Annotated in this window: 17 protein-coding genes, 1 tRNA gene and 2 riboswitches; of the genes, 3 read left to right on the forward strand and 15 right to left on the reverse strand. The window is 66.3% G+C overall.

Annotation, left to right across the window (positions count from 1 at the left end; genetic code table 11):
• Window positions 1-3: 3 nt before the first annotated feature.
• The 15 genes from A9179_RS06405 to A9179_RS06475 all read right to left on the reverse strand — a co-directional run bounded on the left by A9179_RS06405 (window position 4) and on the right by A9179_RS06475 (window position 16,676).
• On the reverse strand, window positions 4-693 hold the full coding sequence (locus A9179_RS06405; protein WP_187805000.1) for a polysaccharide lyase family 7 protein: 690 nt from the start codon (window positions 691-693) through the stop codon (window positions 4-6).
• A gap of 159 nt (window positions 694-852) precedes the next feature.
• Window positions 853-1,014 carry a hypothetical protein gene (locus A9179_RS06410; RefSeq protein WP_187805001.1) on the reverse strand — a complete coding sequence of 54 codons (162 nt, stop codon included), beginning with the start codon at window positions 1,012-1,014 and terminating at the stop codon, window positions 853-855.
• 249 nt (window positions 1,015-1,263) lie between these two features.
• Window positions 1,264-1,337 (reverse strand) — tRNA-Gly (locus A9179_RS06415).
• A gap of 122 nt (window positions 1,338-1,459) precedes the next feature.
• The gene (locus A9179_RS06420) at window positions 1,460-2,341 is read right to left on the reverse strand and encodes an alpha/beta fold hydrolase (RefSeq protein WP_187805002.1); all 882 of its coding nucleotides are present in this window, start codon (window positions 2,339-2,341) and stop codon (window positions 1,460-1,462) included.
• 358 nt (window positions 2,342-2,699) lie between these two features.
• Entirely contained in the window at window positions 2,700-3,392 is a 693-nt protein-coding gene (locus A9179_RS06425) for a pseudouridine synthase (protein ID WP_187805003.1), read from the reverse strand.
• 2 nt (window positions 3,393-3,394) lie between these two features.
• Entirely contained in the window at window positions 3,395-3,601 is a 207-nt protein-coding gene (locus A9179_RS06430; protein WP_187805004.1) for a cysteine-rich CWC family protein, read from the reverse strand.
• Window positions 3,598-5,073, reverse strand: a complete 1,476-nt coding sequence (locus tag A9179_RS06435) for a sensor domain-containing diguanylate cyclase (protein WP_187808519.1) — start codon at window positions 5,071-5,073, stop codon at window positions 3,598-3,600. Before A9179_RS06435 ends, A9179_RS06430 begins: the two co-directional genes overlap by 4 nt.
• A gap of 104 nt (window positions 5,074-5,177) precedes the next feature.
• The gene (atzF, locus tag A9179_RS06440; RefSeq protein WP_187805005.1) at window positions 5,178-6,983 is read right to left on the reverse strand and encodes an allophanate hydrolase; all 1,806 of its coding nucleotides are present in this window, start codon (window positions 6,981-6,983) and stop codon (window positions 5,178-5,180) included.
• 204 nt (window positions 6,984-7,187) lie between these two features.
• Window positions 7,188-10,787, reverse strand: coding sequence for an urea carboxylase (gene uca, locus A9179_RS06445; protein ID WP_187805006.1), 3,600 nt, complete (start codon window positions 10,785-10,787; stop codon window positions 7,188-7,190).
• A gap of 304 nt (window positions 10,788-11,091) precedes the next feature.
• On the reverse strand, window positions 11,092-11,727 hold the full coding sequence (locus tag A9179_RS06450; protein ID WP_187805007.1) for an urea amidolyase associated protein UAAP2: 636 nt from the start codon (window positions 11,725-11,727) through the stop codon (window positions 11,092-11,094).
• Window positions 11,728-11,737: 10 nt separating this feature from the next.
• Window positions 11,738-12,466: an urea amidolyase associated protein UAAP1 gene (locus A9179_RS06455; protein ID WP_187805008.1), complete on the reverse strand. Its 729-nt coding sequence runs from the start codon at window positions 12,464-12,466 to the stop codon at window positions 11,738-11,740.
• Between the two features lie 9 nt (window positions 12,467-12,475).
• Window positions 12,476-13,294, reverse strand: coding sequence for an ABC transporter ATP-binding protein (locus tag A9179_RS06460; protein ID WP_187805009.1), 819 nt, complete (start codon window positions 13,292-13,294; stop codon window positions 12,476-12,478).
• On the reverse strand, window positions 13,291-14,106 hold the full coding sequence (locus A9179_RS06465) for an ABC transporter permease (protein ID WP_187805010.1): 816 nt from the start codon (window positions 14,104-14,106) through the stop codon (window positions 13,291-13,293). Before A9179_RS06465 ends, A9179_RS06460 begins: the two co-directional genes overlap by 4 nt.
• Window positions 14,107-14,169: 63 nt before the next feature.
• Window positions 14,170-15,237: a putative urea ABC transporter substrate-binding protein gene (locus tag A9179_RS06470; protein WP_187805011.1), complete on the reverse strand. Its 1,068-nt coding sequence runs from the start codon at window positions 15,235-15,237 to the stop codon at window positions 14,170-14,172.
• 69 nt (window positions 15,238-15,306) lie between these two features.
• A riboswitch (guanidine-I (ykkC/yxkD leader) is annotated at window positions 15,307-15,420 on the reverse strand.
• A gap of 179 nt (window positions 15,421-15,599) precedes the next feature.
• Entirely contained in the window at window positions 15,600-16,676 is a 1,077-nt protein-coding gene (locus A9179_RS06475) for a putative urea ABC transporter substrate-binding protein (protein ID WP_187805012.1), read from the reverse strand.
• 52 nt (window positions 16,677-16,728) lie between these two features.
• A riboswitch (guanidine-I (ykkC/yxkD leader) is annotated at window positions 16,729-16,829 on the reverse strand.
• Between the two features lie 452 nt (window positions 16,830-17,281).
• On the opposite strand from A9179_RS06475, the gene bcsQ reads away from it, so the two are divergent.
• Genes bcsQ through bcsB form a run of 3 tightly spaced genes read left to right on the forward strand, consistent with a single transcriptional unit; the run spans window position 17,282 to window position 22,919 of the window.
• On the forward strand, window positions 17,282-18,466 hold the full coding sequence (bcsQ, locus tag A9179_RS06480; RefSeq protein ID WP_223123176.1) for a cellulose biosynthesis protein BcsQ: 1,185 nt from the start codon (window positions 17,282-17,284) through the stop codon (window positions 18,464-18,466).
• Window positions 18,463-20,643 carry a UDP-forming cellulose synthase catalytic subunit gene (bcsA, locus tag A9179_RS06485; RefSeq protein WP_187805013.1) on the forward strand — a complete coding sequence of 727 codons (2,181 nt, stop codon included), beginning with the start codon at window positions 18,463-18,465 and terminating at the stop codon, window positions 20,641-20,643. The genes bcsQ and bcsA overlap by 4 nt, the downstream gene beginning before the upstream one ends.
• Window positions 20,640-22,919: a cellulose biosynthesis cyclic di-GMP-binding regulatory protein BcsB gene (gene bcsB / locus A9179_RS06490; protein ID WP_262410541.1), complete on the forward strand. Its 2,280-nt coding sequence runs from the start codon at window positions 20,640-20,642 to the stop codon at window positions 22,917-22,919. Before bcsA ends, bcsB begins: the two co-directional genes overlap by 4 nt.
• Window positions 22,920-22,922: the final 3 nt, after the last annotated feature.

Consider the following 22,922-nt stretch of genomic DNA (forward strand, 5'->3'; position numbering starts at 1 on the left):
CGCTCAGTCCACCCGGTGCAGGGTGTTGAGATGGTAGAAGGTCACGCGGCCGCCTTCGCTGGCCGCGCCGTAGTTGTCCTGCACATAGGCGCCGGCCTTGAAGTACAGCTGCTGCCGGCCCCAGCTGCTGCTCAGCTGGCGGTAGTAGGAGCCGTTGTCATCGTCGCTGTCGATACGGATGCCCAGGCGTCCGCTGCGGGTGATGCGCAGCTGGTAGCTGAAGCGCTCGTCGAGCGTGACGTTCTCGACCAGGGTGATGTTCTGCACATCACTGTCGCCCGGCTGCTTGCGCAGCAGCGCCTCGATCCGGCCCGTGCCGTTCACATAGTGATACTGCAGCTTGAGCAGGGGATCGTTGGCACTGCCCGGTTCGTCCTTGCTGTGGATCTGGCCGATCACCAGCTTGTTCTTGCTCGGCACCTGCTGCACCGACAGCACGGCGCTGAGGATGTTGTCGGCGTCGTCGTAGTACCAGTTGTGCAGCGTGCCGTCGCGGTGAGTCTCGCGCAGTTCGCTACGCGGGTAGCGGGCGCTGGCGGTACGCGAGCCGTTGACCGGCACCCAGAAGACCACGCTGCTGCCCTGGGGGCGGAAGTACTGGCTGCTGTAGCCGGCATTGAGACGTTCGGTGCTGATCAGGGTGGCCGAGGAAGTGGCGGGAACGCTGAGGTTCCAGGTCGTCAGGTCGAGCATGGTGGGCGCTTGCCTTGTCTGTCGAAAGTGATTCCGACCGCTCTAGTCCGGCAAGTTCAGGCGTTGTGCAGATTCTGGACGAATGGTGCCGCTGCTGCGCCAGAAAGCAGAAGCCCTGCAGGGCAGGGCTTCGGGACGTTCGTTTGGAGTGGCGGGCGGCTAGGCGGCGGCCGAATTGCCGATCAGCATGCCGTGCTGCACGCGGAACAGGTGCCCGCTGATGCGCAGGGTGAACGGCTCACGGGCGACTATCACCGCTCCGTCCTGCAGCAGCCCTTCGATGTGTTGACGCAGCGCGAGAAACTTCCGTTGTTCCTTCATCGGAAACCTCCTGTGTGGGTTTAGATGAGCGTACCAAGCTTTGTGACGGATTCGACATATGTTGCCCGGCTAAAGCGTGATTTGTTTCACGTTTCTGGCTGGCTATCGGCCATCTTCTGGGCTAGCAGCCGTGTAGGCGGTCGAGCGGGGGGCCGAAGAGGTAGGCGTGGCGGCCAGATTTTTCGCTGGACTAGATAGGGGCAGAAAGCAAAAAGCCCTGCAGGTGCAGGGCTTTTTGCTTTGGGATTCTGGAGCGGGTGAAGGGAATCGAACCCTCGTTATCAGCTTGGGAAGCTGGAGTAATGCCATTATACGACACCCGCTTTTGCGGGGGACTTTGTACCAGAATCGCCTGTGCAGGTGAAGCCGCAGCGCAAGAAAAAGCCGCTGTGCCTGGCGAGCGCCAGCCGGCAGCAGCGGGGCGGGCCGCTGCCGGTGCGCCGGTTCAACCGACCAGGGCGCTGTCTTCCAGAACCGCGGCCTGGCGCTGGCGGCTGCCGAGCGGTGGCAGCAGGAAGGCCAGCAGGGCGTCGCGGGTTTGCAGCCAGGCGGCCTTGTGTTCCATGTCGAGGAAGTGGCCGGCCTGGCCGATGGTGCGAAATTCGCAGTGCTGTACATGCTGGGTGAACATGCGGGCATCCTGCGCGGTGGTGTATTCGTCCCACTCGCCGTTGACGAATAGCAGCGGAATTTCAATCTGCCCGGCGAAGCTGATGCACGAACGGCCGCCGTTGTTCAGCACGTTTTCCACGTGGAAGCTCATCTGGTCGTATTCGTAGCGCTCCAGCCCGGTGACATGCCGGTGGTTGTAGCGTTTGAACAGTGACGGCAGGTGTTTGCCAATAGTGCCGTTGAGCACCATGCCGATGCTTTCACGGTCGTACTCGCGCATGACGATCAGGCCGCTGCGCAGGTAGCCGAGCATGGCCGAGTTGACGATGGGCGAGAACGAGTTGATCACCGCGCGTTTGATTCGCCGCGGTTTACGGGCCAGGGCTTGCAGGGTCGCGATGCCGCCCCAGGAGAACGACAGCACGATGTCGCAGGCGAAGTGCTCGACCAGCTCGAGGAGGATGTCGGCTTCCTCTTCGCGGCTCATGAAGCGGGTGTGTTGATTGTGTTCGCGCGACTGCCCGGCATAGGGCAGGTCGAACAGCACCACGTTGAAGTGGGGGTGGAGATAACGCACCGTCTGCGCGAAGGATGCCGTGGTCGACAGCGAGCCATTGACCAGGATGATGGTCTGCTCGGCGCTGTCGGCGCGATAGAACTCCGTATAAACGCGGTATTGCCCCTGAATATCCAGCACAGCGGTTTCTGCTTTCATCTTGCATGCCCCTGAGTACGGCGTTGCGGGCGCGCAGCCGCAATGGTTCGGCTGCGCGAGCGTAGACAGGTAGGCATATGCCTGGATAACGGGGCCTTGGTCGGCGGGTACTGGCTGGCCGACGATTGTTGTTAGCGGCGGGGTGTTTTTCCGATCCGGGGCATCGACCAGTCAGGCTCGATGTGGGCAGACCCGTTTGCGGCGCCGTGGCGCCTTCGATCTGGAAAAAAGCTTCTTAGATGTTTTGTGAGACTTATCGGTCACATAAAGACCGTTGAGTGGATTCAAGCAGGCTTGTGTTACCGATGCAAGTCAGTCGTGCGGCTGCGCGCCGATCTTCTGCCGGACGGTCTATGCCTCAGACCAGAGCGATTTCCGCGGTGCTGAGCGGGCGGTATTCGCCGGGGCGCAGGGCGGGGTCGAGAGCCAGCGGGCCCATGCGTTCGCGGTGCAGGCCGATGACCTTGTTCTGGAAGTGGCCGAACATGCGCTTGACCTGGTGGTAGCGGCCCTCGTGCAGGGTCAGCAGGGCGCAGTGGTCATCCAGTATCTGCAGCTCGGCGGGCAGGGTGGTGAGGTTCTCGTAGGCGAAGTACAGGCCGCGGGCGAATACCTCGGCGTACTCGGCGGTGATCGGCTGTTCGGTGCTGACCCGGTAGACCTTGCCCAGGCGGCTGCGTGGTTCGGTGAGGCGGCGCGACCACAGGCCGTCGTTGGTGATGAGCAGCAGGCCGGTGGTGGTCAGGTCGAGGCGCCCGCCGATATGCAGCTCGTGCTTGTCCGGCTCGTCGAGCAGGTCGAGCACGGTGCGGTGCTCGGGGTGTTCGGTGGCGCTGACCACGCCGGCCGGCTTGTTGAGCATGAAGTAGCGTGCCGGCTTGCCGGCCTGCAGCAGTTCGTCGTCCAGTTCGATGCGGCTGAACTCGCGCACCTCGAAGCGAGCATCGCTGACCGTCTGGCCATCCACCCGCAGGCGCCCGGCGGCCAGCAACAGGCGCGCATCGGCGCGGCTGAAGCGCGGCAGGTTGCTGAGGAAACGGTCGAGGCGCATGACTACTCGGGCTGGCCGTGCTCGGCCAGGGCGCGCAGGCAGTTGGGGCAGAGGCAGCTCTGTTCGCGCCACTCGGCGGGCAGCTCGTCGAGGGCGCCGGGCGCGAGCGGGGTATGGAAGCACCAGCAGTCCTGCACCGGTGCGTCCTGCCCGGCCTGGGCGCAGTGGTTCAGCTGGCCGCAGCGCGGGCAGCGTGTCGCATCGCTCATTGCGCCAGCCCGAAGGGCTCTTCGCAGACGCGGTTGCGTCCGGACTGCTTGGCCCGGTACAGGGCGCGGTCGGCGCGGGCGATCAGGCGGTCGAGGCTGTCCTCGCCATGCACTTCGGTCAGGCCGATGCTGGTGGTGATGCGCAGGTTGACGCCGTTGAACTGGAACACGGCCTGCTCGGTCTGCTGGCGGATCTTCTCGGCCAACTGGCGGGCGGTACTGGCGCCGGTGTCCTTGAGCAGCAGGATGAATTCCTCGCCACCCCAGCGGCAGATGATGTCGGACTGCCGCAGGTTGTCCTGCAGGGCCACCGCGAAGCCGCGCAGCACCTGGTCGCCGGCCAGGTGACCGTGGGTGTCGTTGAGCTGCTTGAACAGGTCGAGGTCGATCAGCAGGGCACTCAGCGGGTGCTGGTTGCGCTGCGCCTCGTGCAGGGCCTGGCTGGCCAGCAGGTCGAAGCCGCGGCGGTTGGGCAGGCCGGTGAGCACGTCGGTGGTGGCCAGGGCGGCGATGCGCTGCTGATAGCGGCGGGTGGCCAGGTAGACCAGGGCCAGCACCACGTTGCTGATCAGGGCGCAGATCAGCAGGTTGAGGTAGAGGCTGTGGCGGATGCCGGCGAGGGCGCCTTCCTCGTGCTTGTCGACGAACAGGTACCAGTCCAGCTCGGGGATATAGCGTACGTTGAGGAAGTGGCTGCGATCATGTTCCTGGTAGCTGAAGCTGCCGCTCTGCGGCTTGGGCAGCAGGCTGTCCAGGCCGGTAATCTCGCTCAGCGCCTGGCCGCGGCGGGCCCCCTGCGGGCCGCCCTGGGCACCGGTCAGCACCAGGCGGCCATTGGCGTCGGCGAAGTACACGCTGCGCCCGTAGCGCTGCTGATAGTCGTCCACCAGCTTGACCACCGCGTCCACGGTCAGGCCGACCCCGGCCACGCCAATGAAGTTGTTCTGGTAGTCGAACACCTTGAAGTTGATGAAGAAGGTCAGGCGGTCGCCGTTGGCCATGTCCGGGTCGACGCTGATCTCGTAGGGCTCGCTCATGCTGCGCACACGGAAGTACCAGGCATCGCGCAGCACGTCTTCGTGCACCTGCTTGAGCACGCCCTTGGCCTGGTAGTAGGTGTGGGTCTGTTCCGAGATAAAGAAGCTGGTGAAGGTGCCGTAGTGATCCTGGATCTCGCGCAGATAGCGGGTCATGGGCTCGGCATTCTGCTCGCCGGCCAGGGCCCAGTCGCGCAGGAAGGTGTCGCGCGACATCATCGAGGCGATCAGTGTCGGGCGGATCAGATCCTTCTGGATCTCCGAGTAGATATTGTCCGAGGTCAGCGGCAGCTCGGTGTTGACGATGTTGTGGCGGATGCTGTCGCGCGAGGCGTAGTAGCTGACCAGGCTGGTGGCGAGAAAACCGCCCAGCAGCAGAAACATCAGCAACAGAAGCAGCGTGACTTGAGCCTTGCGGGACGTGCTGAGCGGCATGAAGGAGGTGCCCTGGTGGGAGTGCGCCATGCTAGCGTGCCGCGCGGGCCGGCGTCACCGACCGGCGCGGAATTTCCTGCTGGCAAATGGTCGCGGCCAGCGCCTCAGGCCTTGCTCTGCAGGTAGGCCTTCCAACCGCCGAAGCGAGTGATGTCCTCGGCACCGGCCAGTCCATACGGCTCGCAGATAAAGCCGCTTTCCCAGCTGCCATCGGCCAGCTGCACCTTGCCCAGGCCCAGCGGTGCGGGGATGCCGGTGAGGAACGAGCCCAGCTCGGCGCTCGGCAGTTCCCAGACCTCCACGGCGATGGCCACGCCGCCCTCGGCGACGCGCACCATGCCTGGACGCAAGGGCGGGCCGCCGGCCAGGGCGTACAGCTGGTAATCCGGCGAGCTGTGGGTGGCCTGCAGCAGGCGGCCGCCGCGTTGCTTGAGTTGCCAGTTCAGCGGCAGGCCATCGAGGTGCGCACCGCACACCACCACGCGGGCGCGATCGTTGCGGGCGACGGTGGCCGGGGCTGGCGCATCCAGCGTGCGCGCGCCGGCCAGCGGCAGGCCGTGCTGGCGCTGCAGGCCGGCGGCCAGGCTGAGCAGGTACTGGTCGGTGAAGGCGCGGCCGAACAGGGTCACGCCCCACGGCAGGCCGTTGCCCATAAAGCCGGCCGGCACCGCGACTGCGGCGTAGTCGAGCATGTTCATGAAGTTGGTGTAGTAGCCCAGATCCGAGTTGCGCTTGACCGGCTCGGCGTGCAGTTCGTCCAGCGTCACCGGGCGCGGGTAGGCCGGGGTGAGGATGCAGTCGACGTCGGCAAGGATGCGGTCGCAGATGGCCTTGAGTGCCTGCAGGCGGTACTGGGCGCGGAAGGTGTCGACGCCGCTGACGCTTGGCGCCTTTTCCAGCACGGCCTTGATCACCGGCAGCACGGCGTCCGGCTGCTGCTCGATCAGCGCGCCGGCGACGCTGTAGCGCTCGGCGACCCAGGGGCCTTCATAAAGCAGGCGCGCGGCTTCGAGGAAGGGCGCGAAGTCGATTTCCACTGCTTCGCCGCCGAGGGCCTTGAGCTGCTCGATGCTCTGCGCGAACAGCGCCGGGCTTTCGTTGCAGCCGAGGAACTCCAGCTGCGCCGGTACGCCGAAGCGGAAACCGGTGCGCGGCTTGCCGAAGGCGCTGGCATCGTTCCACAGCGGGTTGGTACGGCTGTATTCATCGCGGGCATCCCGCTTGGCGGTCAGCGCCAGCAACTGGCTGGCCTCAAGAGCTGTGGCGGTGAAGTAGGTGACGCAGTCCAGGGTGCGGCATGCCGGCACCACGCCGGCGGTGGAGAGCAGGCCCTTGGTGGCCTTGAGACCGACCAGGTTGTTCAGCGCCGCCGGCACGCGGCCGCTGCCGGCGGTGTCGGTGCCGAGGGCGAAGCTGGCTACGCCGAGGGCCACGGCCAGCGAGGAGCCGGCGCTGGAACCGCCGGACGGGTAGTCCGGGTGCACGCTGTTGCGGCATTCGCCATAGGGCGAGCGGGTGCCGTTAAGGCCGGTGGCGAACTGGTCGAGGTTGGTCTTGCCCATGGGCACGGCGCCGAGGGCGATCAGCTGGGCGACCAGGGTGGCGCTGGTTTCGGGCACATAGGCAAAGGCTGGGCAGGCGGCGGTGGTCGGCACGCCGGCCAGGTCGATGTTGTCCTTGATGGCGAAGGGCACGCCGAACAGCGGCAGCTCGGCCGGCGACTTGCCGTCCAGCGCAGCCAGGTAGGGTTCCAGTTCGGCCACGCTGAGCAGGTGGATGAATAGCTTGAATTCCGGGTTGAGCGCAGCGGCCTTGGCGTGCAGGGCGAGGATCAGCTGGCGCGGGGTCAGGCTGCTGTCGGTGTAGGCGGCTTTCAGGGCGCCGAGGCGCAGATCGAATTCGTGTTTCATCGGGCTTCCTCGTGTCTTGCGAGTTCGTGCTGGATCGAGAGAGCGTGACCCAGCCTAGGGTTCGTTCCCTCTCCCTTTGGGAGAGGGTTAGGGGGAGGGGCCTGCGTCGCCGTCAACGGCCCCTCACCCCGGCCCTCTCCCGGAGGGAGAGGGGGTAGTCCGTGTAGGCGGATGGTGTTCTTCCGTCCACCACTCGGCTCAGCTTCAGGCTTCTTCCAGCACCACCACGCGCTGGCCGGCGCGCACCGGCGAGCCGGGTTGCACGCGCACCTCGCGCACCACGCCGTCGCGCGGGGCGGTGAGGGGGATTTCCATCTTCATCGACTCGAGGATCACCAGCACATCGCCGGCCTTCACCGAGTGGCCTGCCTCGACCTGTACCTGCCAGAGGTTGCCGGCGATATGGCTGTCGATGCTGTGCTGGCCGGCGGTGAGCGGGGCGTCATCGCCCAGATCGGCGGCTACTTCCTCGCTCTCGTAATGGGCCTGGCCGGAGGCGATCCAGCGCTGGCGTTCGGCGTCGAAGGCGGCGCGTTGCTGGCTGCGGAAGGCGTCGATGCCTTCGGCTTCCTCGGCGAGGAAGTCCTGGTAGTCGGCCAGGGCCAGTTCGCTGTCTTCGATGCGCAGTTCATAGCGGCCGAGGGGGAAGTCGCGGCGGATCTGCAGCAGCTCTTCGGCCCCCACCGGGTAGAAGCGGATCTGGTCGAAGAAGCGCAGCAGCCAGGGCTTGCCGTGGAAGGCGGCGACTTCGCGGTAGCGGTTCCACATCTGCAGGGTGCGGCCGACGAACTGGTAACCACCGGGGCCTTCCATGCCGTACACGCACATGTAGGCGCCGCCGATGCCCACCGAGTTCTCGGCGGTCCAGGTGCGCGCCGGGTTGTACTTGGTGGTGACCAGGCGGTGGCGCGGATCCAGCGGCGTGGCCACCGGCGCACCGAGGTAGACATCGCCCAGGCCCATCACCAGGTAACTGGCGTCGAACACGGTCTTGTAGACCTCGTCGAGGTTGGGCAGGTCGTTGATCCGGCGGATAAATTCCAGGTTGCTCGGGCACCAAGGCGCGTCCTTGCGCACCGTGGTCATGTACTTGTCGATGGCCAGCTGGCAGGCCGGGTCGTCCCAGGACAGCGGCAGGTGGACGATGCGCGACGGCACCTTGAGGTCCTGGGCGTTGCACACTGCGTCCCACTCGCCGATCACCACCGCCAGCAGGTTGGCCAGCGACAGGGTTTCCGGCTGGTAGTGCACCTGCAGTGAGCGGATGCCCGGGGTCAGGTCGATCACGCCCTTGAGGTTCTTGGCTTCCAGTGCCTGCATCAGCGCATGGCCGCGGAAGCGCAGCACCAGATCCAGCTCGGCCTGGCCGATTTCCAGCAGCAGGTGGGTGTCGCCGGAGAGGCGGGCGACCAGGCGCTTGTCCTGGCTGCCGATATCGAGAATCACCGGCGGCTCCAGCGGGATCGGCTTCCAGTTCACTGCCACCGCTTCCAGTCCGGCGACTTCCGCCTTGCGTGCCTTGGCCAGTTGGCGCGCGGTGTCGATGTTGACGGGTACGAAGCGCAGCTTGTCGCCTGCCTTGAGCTGGCCGAGTTGCCAGAGGTCGGCCTCGATGATGGTCACCGGGCAGACGAAGCCGCCCAGGCTCGGGCCGTCCGGGCCGAGGATCACCGGCATATCGCCGGTAAAATCGACGGCACCAATCGCATACGGGTTGTCGTGGATATTCGACGGGTGCAGGCCGGCTTCGCCGCCGCTGTCGCGCACCCACTCCGGTTTCGGGCCGATCAGGCGCACGCCGGTGCGGCTGGAGTTGAAGTGCACTTCCCAGTCGGTGGCGAGGAAGGTGTCGATATAGGTCGGGGTGAAGTATTCCGGCGCGCCGTGCGGGCCGTAGATCACGCGGATTTCGCGGACGGCGGGCAGGGCGGTGCACAGCTCTTCGGGCAGCTGCGCGCCGTTGTCCGCATCGCTCAAGGCCGGGATATGCAGTACGTCGCCGGCACGCAGGGCGCGGCCGCCGTGGCCGCCGAACTGACCGAGGGTGAAAGTGCTTTTCGAGCCCAGGTATTCCGGCACCTGCAGGCCGCCGCGCAGAGTCAGATAAGACCGTGCGCCGCTACCGGCGATGGTGCCGAGGCTCAGGGTGCTGCCGGCCTTGATCAGCAGCGCGGTGTTCAGCGGTTGCGCCACACCATCCACACTCAGCGGGATTTGCGCACCGGTCACCGCCACCACCGCATCGGTGTTGAAGCGCAGCAGCGGGCCGCTCATGGTGATTTCCAGGCCGGCGGCGCCTTCGGCGTTGCCCAGCAGGCGGTTGCCCAGGCGCAGCGCGCGGTCATCCATCGGCCCCGACGGTGGCACGCCGACTGCCCAGTAGCCGAGGCGGCCGGGGAAGTCCTGCACTGTGGTCTGGGTGCCGGCGGAGAGCACCTCGAAGGTATGCGCCTGGTAGGTCAGGCTTTCCAGGCAGCGAGTCCAGGGCGAGCCGCTGGCGAAGGGCGCGTCGACCAGGATCTGCCGCAGGTACTGGCTGTTGGTTTCCACGCCGTACAGCAGGGTATCGGCCAGGGCCTGGTTCAGCGCGGCGCTGGCTTCGGCACGGGTCGGTTGCCAGGTGATGACCTTGGCAATCATCGGGTCGAAGTAGGGTGGGATCTCGCAGCCGGCTTCGACCCAGGTGTCGATGCGCAGCGCCTTGCCGTCGGCCGCCGGGAATTGCACTGCAGTCAGCAGGCCGGGGCTGGGCTGGAAGTCGCGGCCCGGGTCTTCGGCGTACAGACGGGCCTGGATGGCATGGCCGCTGGGTTTCAGGTTCTTCGCCAGTTCGCTCAGCGGCGCCAGATCGCCGGCCGCCAGTTCGATCATCCAGCGCACCAGGTCGACGCCCCACACCTGTTCGGTGACGCCGTGCTCGACCTGCAGGCGGGTGTTCACTTCGAGGAAGTAGAAGCGCTCGGCCTCGCTGTCGTAGACGAATTCCACGGTGCCGGCGCTGCGGTAGCTGATTGCCTTGGCCAGCTTGATCGCTGCCGCGCACAGCTCGTCGGCCATGCCGGCCGGCAGATTGGGTGCCGGGGTTTCTTCCAGCACTTTCTGATTACGCCGCTGCACCGAGCAGTCGCGCACGCCGAGGGCCAGCACTTCGCCGGCGCCATCGCCGAATACCTGTACTTCCAGGTGGCGGGCGCGCTGGATGTACTTCTCGATGAACACGCCGCTGTCGCTGAAGTTGTTCTGCCCCAGGCGCTTGACCGCCTCGAAGGCGTCGGAGAGTTCGGAGGCCGAGCGGCACACGCGCATGCCGATGCCGCCACCGCCGGCGGTGCTTTTCAGCATCACCGGGTAGCCGACTTCCTCACCGGCCTTGAGTGCGGCGTCGAGGTTTTCCAGCAGCTCGGTGCCTTCCAGCATTGGCACGCCGTGCTGTTTCGCGAGTGATCTGGCGGTGTGTTTGAGGCCGAAGACGCGCAGCTGCTCCGGGGTCGGGCCGACAAAGGCGATGCCGGCGGCCTCGCAGGCCTCGGCGAAGGCGGCGTTCTCGGAGAGGAAGCCGTAGCCGGGATGGATGGCTTTGGCACCAGTCTGCTTGGCCACGGCGAGGATCTTGTCGACCACCAGATAGGTATTGGAGGCCGGGCCTTCGCCGAGGCTGAAGGCCTCATCGGCCTGCTGGATATGCAGGCTGGCGGCGTCGGCCTCGGAGTACACGGCCACGCCCTGGACGTCGAGCGCGCGCAGGGTGCGCAGGATGCGGCAGGCAATGGCACCGCGGTTGGCGATCAGGAGTTTGTCGAACATTTGCTGGCCCTCGAAAGGGTTGGCGGGCCGTCCCGCCGCTATTCGGTCTGCACCCCGGTCGTCCGGGGTGATTTGCGGAGTTGGAGTCCGCGCTGTTCTTAATCCCCTCTCCCTTTGGGAGAGGGTTAGGGTGAGGGGCTTTCAGTGTTGGATCGGGCATCCCTCACCCCCGGCCCCTCTCCCGGAGGGAGAGGTGAGGAAGCGCTCAGACACTGCCCCGAGCGGCTCTGGCATAGCTGGTACAGCCACAGGCGCAGGCGAGCAGGGCCCCCAGCGCTCCGGACGGAGTCCGGAATAAACCGGTTCAGTCCCATACCAGCACCTCGGCCGGGGTCGGGTTCCAGCCGTTGCACGGGTTGTTCAGTTGCGGGCAGTTGGAGATCAGCACGATCACATCCATGTGCGCCTTCAGCTCGACGTACTTGCCCGGCGCGGAGATGCCGTCCTCGAAGGTCAGGCCGCCCTCGGGCGTCACCGGCACGTTCATGAAGAAGTTGATGTTGGCGCCGATGTCACGCTTCTCCAGGCGGCCGTCGTGCAGGCTGGCGCGCAGGAAGTTGTCGCGGCAGCTGTGCATGTAGCGCTTGTCCAGGGCATAGCGCACCGTGTTGCTTTCCTGGGCGCAGGCGCCGCCGAGGGTGTCGTGGCGGCCGCAGGTGTCGGCCACTATGGTCAGCAGCGGATTGCCCAGGTTGGAGTAGAGAACGCTGCCGCTGGTGAGGTAGACATTGTTCTGCTTGCGCAGGGTGCGCTGCGGGTCGTAGCGCTCGCGCGGGTTGCGGGCGCTATAGAACAGGGTGTCGACCGCCTGGTTGCCTTCCAGGTCGAGCAGGCGCAGGGTCTGCCCGGCCTTGACCTCGAACAGGTAGGGCTCGCCGGCCGGGATCACATGGCGGAACACGGCGGTTTCGGGGTGCAGGGAGCTTTCGATCACGGACATGGTGCAACCCTCAGATATACAGGCGTTCGGTGTTGTGGAAGCCGCGGCCGTTCTCCGGGCGCGAGGTGCGGCAGAGCACGCTGATGCCGTCGCTTTCCACCTTGCGCCAGCTCAGTTGTACCGGCTTGGGCGCGTACTGCGGATTGGGGTCGAGCGGGTGCTGCAGGGCGGTGAGCAGCACCAGGCAATCCATCGGCGCATACAGCTCGAGGTAGTCGCCGGCCTTGGAGTTGCCGGGCTCGAAGTGGAAGGCGCCGTTGCCGTCGACCGTCACCTTGCTGAACAGGTTGAGGGTCATCAGCAGATCCTGCAGGTTGAGGTTCCACTTGCCCATTTCCACCAGCAGGTTGTCCACGCCGTTGCGGAAGAAACCGTTGCGCAGTTCCTGGTAGCGCCCGGCGCCGTACTTCTCGGCGACCTCGGCAGCCGACAGCACGCCGCCGAAGCTGTCATGCCAGCCGCAGGTGTCGGCGGTGATGGCGGCCAGCACGCGGCCCATGTCCGAGTACAGGCAGTGGCCGGCGGTGAGCTTGGCGGTGTGCTGGCCCTTGAGGGTGTCCGGCAGGTTGAGGCGCTCGCTTTTCTCGGCGGCGCTGAGCAGTAGCAGGCTGACGTTGGCGCCACCTTCCAGATCGGTGATGCGCAGCAGCTGGCCGCGCTTGAGAACGAAGGAGGTGTGGCCGCCGCCGGGTACGACTTCCTCGTACAGGCTGGGCAGCAGACTCAGGGATGCGCTCATGGGATCTCCTTACAGGGCCGGTTGCAGCTTGCCGGTGACATGCGCCGGCAGCTCCGCGACGGCTGCGCGGGTGGCGCGGCGGTCGCTGTTGAGGGGGATGTCGTAGGTGATGCGCGCGCCGAAGGCGTTCGGTGCGTGCGGGTCGATGCGGGTCTTGTCGAACACCAGCAGGCGGGTGCCGAGGCTGAAGCCCTCGGAGAGGTCATGGGTGACCATGAACACGGTCAGCTTGGTCTCGTGCCACAGCTCCAGCAGCAGGCTGTGCATGTCCTTGCGGATGCCCGGGTCGAGGGCGCCGAAGGGTTCGTCGAGCAGCAGCACGCGCGGTTTCATGATCAGCGCCTGGGCGATGGCCAGGCGTTGCTGCATGCCGCCGGAGAGCTGGCTGGGGTATTTGTCCAGGGCGTGGCCGAGGCCGACTTTGTTGAGGATCACTTCGGCCTGGGCGCGGGCCTCGCGCTTGGCGGCGCCGAACAGGCGACCGAGCAGCGGCGAGCGTGGCAGTTCCAGGCCGATGGCGACGTTGTCCAGCACGGAGAGGTGGGGGAACACCGAGTAGCGCTGGAACACCACACCGCGGCTGGCATCCGGCTCGGCCACCAGCGGCTGGCCGGCGAGGAGGATTTCGCCACGGCTGGCGCGTTCCTGGCCCAGCAACAGGCGCAGGAAGGTCGACTTGCCGCAGCCGGAGGCGCCGACCAGGGTGCAGAATTCGCCTTCGTTGATGCTCAGGTTTAAACGCTCAAGCACGACCTGATCGCCGTACTCCTGCCAGACGTTCTTCACCTCGATAAAGGCGCCTACTACGCCGCTCTCTGTAGGTTTCATGCCTTGGCTCCTTCATACCAGGGGAAGCACAGGCGGGTGAGCTGGCGCAGGCCCAGATCCATCAGCCAGGCGAGCAGGGTGATCCACACCACGTACGGCAGGATCACGTCCATGGCCATGTAGCGGCGTACCAGGAAGATGCGATAGCCGAGGCCGTCGGTGCTGGCGATGGCTTCGGCAGCGATGAGGAACAGCCAGGCCGAGCCGAGCACCAGGCGCAGGGCGATCAGCAGGCGCGGCAGCAGCTGCGGCAGCACCACGCGCAGGATCAGCGTCCAGGTGCTGGCGCCGAGGGTCTGCGCCTTGATCAGAATTTCCGTGGGGATTTCGCGGGCGCGCTGTTCCAGGTCGCGGGCCAGCACCGGGGTGATGCCGATCACGATCAGCATCACCTTGGACAGCTCGCCGAGGCCGAAGACGATGAACAGGATCGGCAGGATCGCCAGCGGCGGAATCATCGACAGCACGGTCAGCAGCGGCGACAGCGGGGCGCGCAGCAGCGGCAGGATGCCGGCGGCGATGCCTAGGCACAGGCCGGCCAGGGCGGCGATGCCGATGCCCAGGCCCAGGCGCGACAGGCTGGCGGTACTGTCTTGCCAGAACAGGTAGTGGCCGCTGCGCTTGTCCTCGCTGAAGGCCAGGCGATCGATGGCGCTGGCCATCTGGCTGGCGCTGGGCAGCAGCTTGTCGTTGGGGTTGTCCGTCAGCCGCGCCGCCGAGCCGGTGAAGTAGGCGAACAGCAGCAGGGCGAAGGGCAACAGGAGCAGCAGCAGGCGGCCGCCGCGATCCGGGTGTCGGTTGATCAGGCGCATGGCGTTCCTCGGGATTCGACATTCCCCTCTCCCAGGGGGAGAGGGGGCTAAGAGCCAGTGCTCTTACAGCTTGCCGTCGGCCGCCATCTGCATGAACGTCGGGTCGAAGCGCAGCTTGAGGTTGCCCTTGTCGCCGGTGCTGACGTCCTTGGCGAAGGCCATGCCGACGGCGTCGGCGCCTTGTGCACCTTCGCCGAGCAGGCCGTGGGTGAAGGAGAACTCGGCCACCTTGCTCATGGTCGCCGGCAGTTTCGCGCTGTTGGCGAAGGCCACCGCATCCTTGGCGCTGTAGAACATCTTGGTGGCGGCGAGCTGCGCTTCGTAGCCGGCCAGGTCGGTACCGGAGGCCTTGGCCATGTGCTCGCGGGCGGCCTTGCCGGCGGCCGAGTCGGCGCTCATGGTGGCCATGATTTCGTACCAGGCACCGGTCAGCGCCTTGCCCAGCTCGGGGTTGTCCTTGAGGGTCTCGCTGTTGACCACCATCAGGTCGATGATCTCGCCGGGAATCTGGCTGGAGTCGAACACCTTGGTCACCGCCGGGGTGGCTTCGATCTCGGCCAGCAGCGGGTTCCAGGTGGCCACGGCCTTGACGTCATCGGTGGCGAAGGCGGCAACCATGTCGGCGTCGGAGGTGTTGACCACCTTCAGGTCTTTCTCGGCCAGACCGGCACGCTCCAGACCGCGGGCCAGCAGGTAGTGGGACACGGACAGCTCGACCAGATTGACGTCCTGGCCCTTGAGGTCGCCGAGGGTCTTCTTCTCGCCCTTGATGACGATGCCGTCGTTGCCGTTGGAGAAGTCGCCGACGATCAGCGCGGTGCTGTCCACGCCACCGGCGGCGGGAATGGTCAGGGCGTCCATGTTGGTCATGGTGCAGCCGTCGAACTGGCCGGCGGTGTACTGGTTGATCGACTCGACGTAGTCGTTGAGCTGTACCACGTCGATGGCGATGTCGTACTTCTTCGCCCACTTGTCGACGATGCCCTGGGCCGCGCCGTATTCCCACGGCATCCAGCCGGCGTAGATGGTCCAGCAGACGTTGAAGTGGTCTTTCTTCTCGGCGTGGGCAGGGATGCTCAGCGCGGCAGCGAGGCCGGCGGCGATCAGCGAGGAGAGCAGGGGCTTGCGCATGGTGAACCTCCAGTTCAGGGAATACGGGCAGGAGCGGCGCGGCACTGGCCTGAATCATCAGGTGGCGCGTTCTCCCGGGCTTTTGTCCCGCCGTGTAACCCCGAACGAGGTCGCCGACTCTCGGACCAGCCACTCGCCTGTCTCTCTGGAGAACGGCGAGCCGGAACCCTAGTCAGCCATTGCAAGTTGTAGTGCCGCACCCCTTGCGGGGAGCTTCTGCATGTCTGCTGCAAAGCGAACATCGTGCCAGGTGTCGCGAGCCCCGCCGGGCAAGGCTTTGCCGGCGTGGAGGGGGCTGCATGCCCTGGCAGGGTGCGCACTTGTGGTGCGCGGTGTTCGCTGTTGGTGCTTGATGGTGGGGCTCAGAGCTTGTTGTCGGTGGCCATCTGCATGTAGGCCGGGTCGAAGCGCAGCTTGACCTGCGCCGAGCTACCCAGCACGCGGCTACCGCTGAAGGCGATGCCCAGGCTCTGCAGGCCGTTGCCGTCGCTGCCGAGCAGCTTGTGGGCGTCGGCGAAGTCGGCCACCCGCTCCATCAGTGCCGGCATCTTCTCGCTGCTGGCGAAGGCCAGGGCCGAGCGCGGGGCGTAGAACGAGCGGATGGTCTTCAGCTGCTCGTCGAAATCCGCCGGGGTGGTGTCGGCAGCTGCGGCCATCTGTGCCCGGGCGGCCTGGCCCTGTTCGTTGGGCAGGCCCATCAGGCGCATGCCTTCGAACCAGGCGCCGGTGAGGGCGCGGCCCAGTTCCGGGTGGGCGGCCAGGGTGTTGCTGTTGATCACCAGCAGGTCGAGGATTTCCCCGGGAATATGGTGCGAGCTGAACACCTGCACGCTGTCGCCGTCCTGGCGCAGGTCGGCGAGGATCGGGTTCCAGGTCACCAACGCATCGCCCTTGCCGCTGCGCCAGACCTGGGCCAGATCCTTGTCCGAAACGTTCTCGACGGTCACGTCGCTTTCGCTCAGGTGGGCCCATTCCAGGGCGCGGCTGAGCAGGTAGTGGGACACCGAGTTCTCCACCAGGAGGATGGTCTTGCCCTTGAGATCCTTGAGTTCCTTGTTGTTGCCGCGCACCAGGATGCCGTCGGCACCGGCGGAGAAGTCGCCGACTATCAGCGCGGTGGAGTCGACGCCGGCAGCGGCCGGAATCGTCAGGGCGTCCATGTTGGTCATGGCGCAGGCGTCGTACTGGCCGGCGGTGTACTGCTCGATGGAGGCGACGTAGTCCGGCACCTGTTCGACCTGGATCTCGATGCCGTACTTCTTCGCCCATTTGTCGATGATGCCCTGGTCGGCCATGAAGCCCCACAGCATCCAGCCGGCATAGATCGACCAGCACACCTTGTAGCGTGGGGTTTCGGCGGCCTGGGCGGGTTGTTGCAGAAGCAGCAGGGCGAGCAGGGAGCAGGCGGTAAGACGGGCAAACAGGGAGCGGTGCGGCATGAAGACCTCGGGCGATAAGCGGGGGACAGGATGACGGCAGGGCTGCTGCGCGTTCTCCCGGGCTTTTGTCCCTCCGTGTGACCCCGTACGAGGTTGTCGACTCTCGGACCAGCCACCTGCCTGGGGCAGGTCGGAACCCTAGTCGACCATTGCATCATCTTGTCTGGCGAACACCCGCCATGGGCGGGTAGGTGCAGTCGGCTGCATAGCGAATGGCGTGCCAAACCGCTCTGGTGCGCTGTGCTGCGGCCTGCGGCGTGGTCAGCGGGAATTGTCGTGGCACGGCTGCGTCGAGTTGGTGCGGGCGTGCCTTGCAATGGTGCGGCCAGGGGCGAGGGGAGGGTGACGCGGCGCCGCGCAGGGCGTTTTTTCGCGGGGCGGTGCTGGTGGGTAGTTTGCTTTGACAGGCGCGGTCGGTTGTACAGGATTTTTCGGAAAAAACGCTCGTCCGGCTAGCGCAGTGGCGACTTGACATCAAGCGTTAATAACGCTGTAGAATTGACGCAATTCTAAAAAAGAATATTTGATTTGTTGATTTTTTGACACAAATGGCTCCCTGAGCTGCCTTTTTAAACTGCCGTCACTCAGCCCAGCAGTGTGTAGATATGAGTAGTTCGAGCGATATCTCCAGTTTGTTCCAGCAGTTTGGCGGTGGTTCGAGTCAATATCAGGAAATCACCCAGGCCGAGAGCGAGCGCGCTTCCCGCGAACGCTGGCCGGGCATGGCCAGGGGCGCTGTGCCGGTACCGGCGCTGAGCCAGCCGGCCGTGAGTGCAGCGGCGGCGTCGGCTGCCGAGGCGGTCGACGTGGCGCCAGCCGCTGTGGTTGACGAGCCAGCACCTGCCGCTGTCGAAGTCGAAGCTTCTCCCGCTGTCTCCGCCTGGTCGGCCCAGGGCCTGCAGAGCCTGCTGGCCAAACTGGCCGAGGAAACCCGTGCGCCGCAGTCGCAGCCGGCTGCGCCAGTCGTAGCGCCGCTACAGCGGGCGCGCCCGCGGCTGGAGCAGATCAAGATCATCGCCGTGGTGTCGGCCAAGGGCGGGGTGGGCAAAAGCACCCTGGCCGCCAACCTGGCCGCGGCCCTGCAGAAGGCCGGGCGGCCGGTGCTGGCGCTCGACCTCGATCCGCAGAATGCCCTGCATCACCATTTCCAACCCGCTGCCGGGCAGGCGCCTGCGCCGCAGCAGGGCATCGCGCAGTTCGCCGAGGATTGGCGCGAGCTCGGCGTGCCGAGCAGCAACGGCGTGTTCGTGCTGCCCTACGGTCAGGTCGATGAGCCGCAACGCCGCGCCTTCGAGCAGCAGCTGGACAGCGATCCGCTGTGGCTGGCCCATCGCCTGAGCGACCTGCAGCTGGCCGAAGGTGCGCTGGTGATCATCGACACCCCGCCGGGGCCGTCGCTGTATCTGCAGCAGGCCCTGGCCGTGGCCAACCTGGCCCTGGTGGTCAGCCTGGCCGATGCCGCTTCCTACACCGCACTGCCGCTGATCGACGGGCTGATCAAGACCTACGCAGCGGGGCGCGACAGCTTCGCCGGCAGCGCCTACCTGATCAACCAGGTCGACAACTCGCGGCAGCTGAGCAAGGACATCACCCAGATCATGCATGGCCTGCTGGGCCAGCAGGTGCTTGGCAGCGTGCACCGTGATCAGTCGGTGAGCGAGGCCCTGGCCTATAACCGCTCGGTGATGGATTACGACCCGCACGGTCGCGGCAGCCACGACATCCTCGAGTGTGCCCAGGCCCTGGTGGGCCGCCTGGTCAGCGTTTCCCGAGTCGAGCAGCCGGCATGATCCGGCGACTCACGGAGGCTGGCGCCCTGGCGCCGGCCTCGGGCCTCTCTCGGCTGCTCGCCAGGCCACTGCTGCAGAACCTGCTGGCACTGCTGGCGCTGGCGCTGCTGGTGGTACTGATCGCCGCGCCGCTGGATCTCGAGCAGCAGATGCTGTTTACCGCCGCCTGCATGGCGGCGGCGCTGTTGTTGCGCCGCCGTGGCAGCCGCCTGGCGATCCTGGCGATGATCGTGATGTCGGTGATCGCCTCGCTGCGCTACCTGTACTGGCGCCTGACCTCGTCGCTGGGTTTCGACAACCTGGTGGACATGCTGTTTGGTTACGGCCTGGTGCTGGCCGAGCTCTACGCCATGCTGGTGCTGCTGCTGGGCTACCTGCAGACCGCCTGGCCGTTGCAGCGCAAACCCTATCCGCTGCCGGCGGATACTAGTCTGTGGCCCAGCGTCGATGTGTTCATCCCGACCTACAACGAGCCGCTGGACATCATCAAGCTGACCGCCTTCGCCGCCCAGGCCATCGACTGGCCGAAGGACAAGCTCAACGTCTACGTGCTGGATGACGGGCGCCGCGCCGAGTTCCGCGAGTTCTGCGAGTCGGTCGGCATCGGCTACATCATTCGCCCGGACAACCACCACGCCAAGGCCGGCAACCTCAACTTCGCCCTGACCCAGACCGCGGGCGAATACATCGCCATCTTCGACGCCGACCACGTACCGACCCGTTCCTTCCTCCAGGTCGGCATGGGCTGGTTCCTCAAGGATCCGCAGCTGGCCATGCTGCAGACCCCGCACTTCTTCTTCTCGCCCGACCCGTTCGAGAAGAACCTCGACACCTTCCGCAACGTGCCCAATGAGGGCGAGCTGTTCTACGGCCTGGTGCAGGACGGCAACGACCTGTGGAACGCCACCTTCTTCTGCGGCTCTTGCGCCATCATCAAGCGCGGCCCGCTGGAGGAGGTGGGCGGCATCGCCATCGAGACGGTGACCGAGGACGCGCACACCGCGCTCAAGCTCAACCGCCTCGGCTACAACACCGCCTACCTGGCGATTCCCCAGGCTGCCGGCCTGGCTACCGAGAGCCTGTCCGGGCATATCGGCCAGCGCATCCGCTGGGCGCGAGGCATGGCGCAGATCTTCCGCACCGACAACCCGCTGCTGGGCAAGGGCCTCAAGCTCGGCCAGCGGCTGTGTTACCTGAACGCCATGCTGCACTTCTTCTACGGCCTGCCACGCCTGGTGTTCCTCACCGCACCGCTGGCCTACCTGCTGTTCGAGGCGCAGATCTTCCAGGCCCCGGCGCTGCTGATCATGGCCTACGCGCTGCCGCACATCCTGATCGCCAGCGTCACCAACTCGACCATCCAGGGGCGTTTCCGCCACTCGTTCTGGAACGAGGTCTACGAGTCGGTGCTGGCCTGGTACATCATGCGCCCGGTGCTGCTGGCGATGGTCAATCCCAAGTTCGGCAAGTTCAACGTGACGGCCAAGGGCGGGGTGATCGACGAGAGCTACTTCGACTGGAAGATGGCGCGGCCCTACATCGTGGTGCTGCTGCTCAACCTGCTCGGAGTGGTAGTGGGCCTGGCCAAGCTGGGCTTCGACCCGCAGGCCAGCGCGGTCACCCTGCTGATCAACCTGACCTGGACGCTGTACAACATCATCATCAGCGCCGCCGCCGTGGCGGTGGCCGCCGAGGCGCGCCAGGTGCGCGCCGAGCCGCGAGTGTTCGCCACCCTGCCGGCCACCCTGGGTCTGGCCAACGGCAAGACCATCGTCTGCAGCACCAGTGACTTCTCCCAGCGCGGCGTCGGTATCAACCTGCCCGAAGGCGCACAGGTGCAGCGCGGCGAACAGGTGCAGGTATCGCTGTTCCGCGATCAGCACGAGGCCGTATTCCCGGCCACCGTGGTGTTCAGCCGCGGGCAGACCCTGGGCCTGAACTTTCTCGAGCTCGACCTGCAGCAGCAGAGCGAGCTGGCCCGCATGACCTTTTCCCGCGCCGACACCTGGGCCTCCACCTGGGGCAAGGGTGCGGTGGATACCCCGCTGGGTGCCCTGGCCGAAGTCTCCGGCATCGGCTGGCGCGGCATCCGCCTGCTGTCCCGTGCCTCGCTGCAGGTACTGGTTCTCCAGCTGCGCTCCCTGTTGACCGCCCGTACCAATCCGAGGAACTCATGAGCCGCATACGCAACGGAATGTCATCCGCCTGGTTTGCTTTGTCGCTGCCGCTGTTGCTGGCCGTGGCTGCTCCGGCCTGGGCCGAGGAAGCGGGCGAAGTGCCGGCCGAGGTGGTCGAGGAGAGCGCCGCTGCGGCGCCGGTCGAGTTCGTGCCGAGCTACAGCGCCACGCTCAAGCAGCTTGGCGCCAACTACCCGATGCACCTGCGCGGTATCGAGGGCAGCGACAGCGTCAGTTTCGACGTGCGTGCCGACCAGGTGGTGACCCGCGCCCGGGTCAACCTCGAATACAGCTACTCGCCGGCCCTGCTCAGCGACCTGTCGCAGATCAACGTGATGGTCAACGACCAGGTGGCGGCCAGCCTGCCGCTGCCCAAGGAAACCGCCGGCACCCTGCAACAGCAGCAGGTGGAGATTCCGGCGCACCTGATCACCGAGTTCAACCGCCTGACCCTGCAGCTGATCGGCCACTACACCATGATGTGCGAGGATCCGCTGCACTCCAGCCTGTGGGCCAAGATCAGCAACAGCAGCCAGCTCGAGCTGGAGACCACCCAGATCGCCCTGCCGGACGATCTGAGCAAACTGCCGCTGCCGTTCTTCGATGGCCGCGATGCACGGGCGCTGGAGCTGCCCTTCGTATTCGCCGGCACCCCGGACAACCGTACCCTGGAGGCCGCCGGGGTGGTCTCCTCGTGGTTCGGCGCCCTGGCCAGCTACCGCGGCGCGCGTTTCCCGGTCAGCCTCGGCCAGCTGCCGGAGAAGGGCAACGCCATCGTCCTGCTCAGCGGCGCCACGCCCATCGCCGGTATCGAGGCGCCGCAGGGCGACGGGCCGAGCCTGAGCCTGCTGGCCAACCCCAACGACCCGTACGGCAAGCTGCTGCTGATCAGCGGCCGCGATGGCGAGCAGCTCAAGCAGGCCGCCCAGGCCCTGGTCAGCGGCAGCAAGCTGCTGTCCGGCGCCAGCGCGCGCATCGAGCAGGTGGCCAGCCTGCAGCCGCGCCAGCCCTACGATGCGCCGAACTGGCTGCCCAGCGACCGCCCGGTACAGCTCGGCGAGCTGAGCGAGGCCAAGCGCCTCAGCGTGTCGGGCTACGACCCGGGCACCATCAGCCTGCCCATGCGCCTGCCGCCGGATCTGTTCGACTGGCGCGCCAAGGGCGTGCCGCTGCACCTCAAGTACCGCTACACGCCGCAGCCGGTGTCGACCAACTCGTCGCTGCTGATCAGCCTCAGCGGCAAGTTCATCAAGTCGCTGCCGCTGCCGTCGCTGGAGCACCTGAAGGACAACCAGTCGCTGCTGGCCAAGCTGGAAGACGACAGCCTGCTGCAGGAAAGCAACCTGCTGCTGCCGCTCAGCAGCCTGCCGCTGCAGGCGGATCTGCAGCTGCGCTTCATGTATGACTACATCAAGCAGGGCGACTGCCGCGACATCATCATCGACAACATGCGCGGCACCATCGAGCCGGATTCCACCCTCGACCTCAGCGGCTACGAGCACTTCATCGCCATGCCCAACCTGGGCGTGTTCCAGAGCAGCGGCTTCCCCTTCACCCGGATGGCCGACCTGGCGGAAACCGCGGTGGTCATGCCCAACGGCGCCGGGGCCGAGGAGTTCTCCCTGTACCTGGGCCTGCTCGGACGCTTCGGTGATTCCACCGGCCTGCCGGCCAGTGGCGTCAGCGTGACCCAGGGCGACGACGATGCCGCCCTGCAAGGCAAGGATCTGCTGGTGCTGGCCTCCGGTGCCAACCAGCCGCTGCTGCAGCGCTGGGCCGACCTGCTGCCGGCCAGCCTGGACGGGCGCTCGAGTTTCGAGCTGTCCGACCTGGTGCACCGCGTGCGCTCCTGGGTCAGCTCCGACAGCCGTGCCAACCTGCGCCAGGCGCGCAGCAGCCTGGCCCTGGGCACCGGTGGCGCCGGCGCCTACCTGACCGGTTTCGAGTCGCCGCTCGACAGCGGCCGCAGCGTGGTGGTGATCGCCGCCGCCAGCCCGGACAAGCTGGCCGATGTCGGTGCGGCCCTGCGCGGCGGTGAGGACTACGACCAGTCGATCCAGGGCAGCCTGGCGGTGATCAACGGCAAGCGCATCAGCTCGCTGGTGGCAGACGAGCAATACCATGTCGGCGAGCTGGGCTGGTTCCGCTATCTGCAGTGGCTGCTGTCGCGCCACCTGGGCTGGATGCTGCTGCTCACCGCACTGGGTGTCGGCCTGGTCAGCCTGCTGCTGTTCGTCAGCCTGCGTGCCCGTGCGCGCGCCCGTCTGAGCGATTGAGGC

Origin of the sequence: Pseudomonas alcaligenes (genome assembly GCF_014490745.1) — a bacterium.
GTDB lineage: Bacteria > Pseudomonadota > Gammaproteobacteria > Pseudomonadales > Pseudomonadaceae > Aquipseudomonas > Aquipseudomonas alcaligenes_C.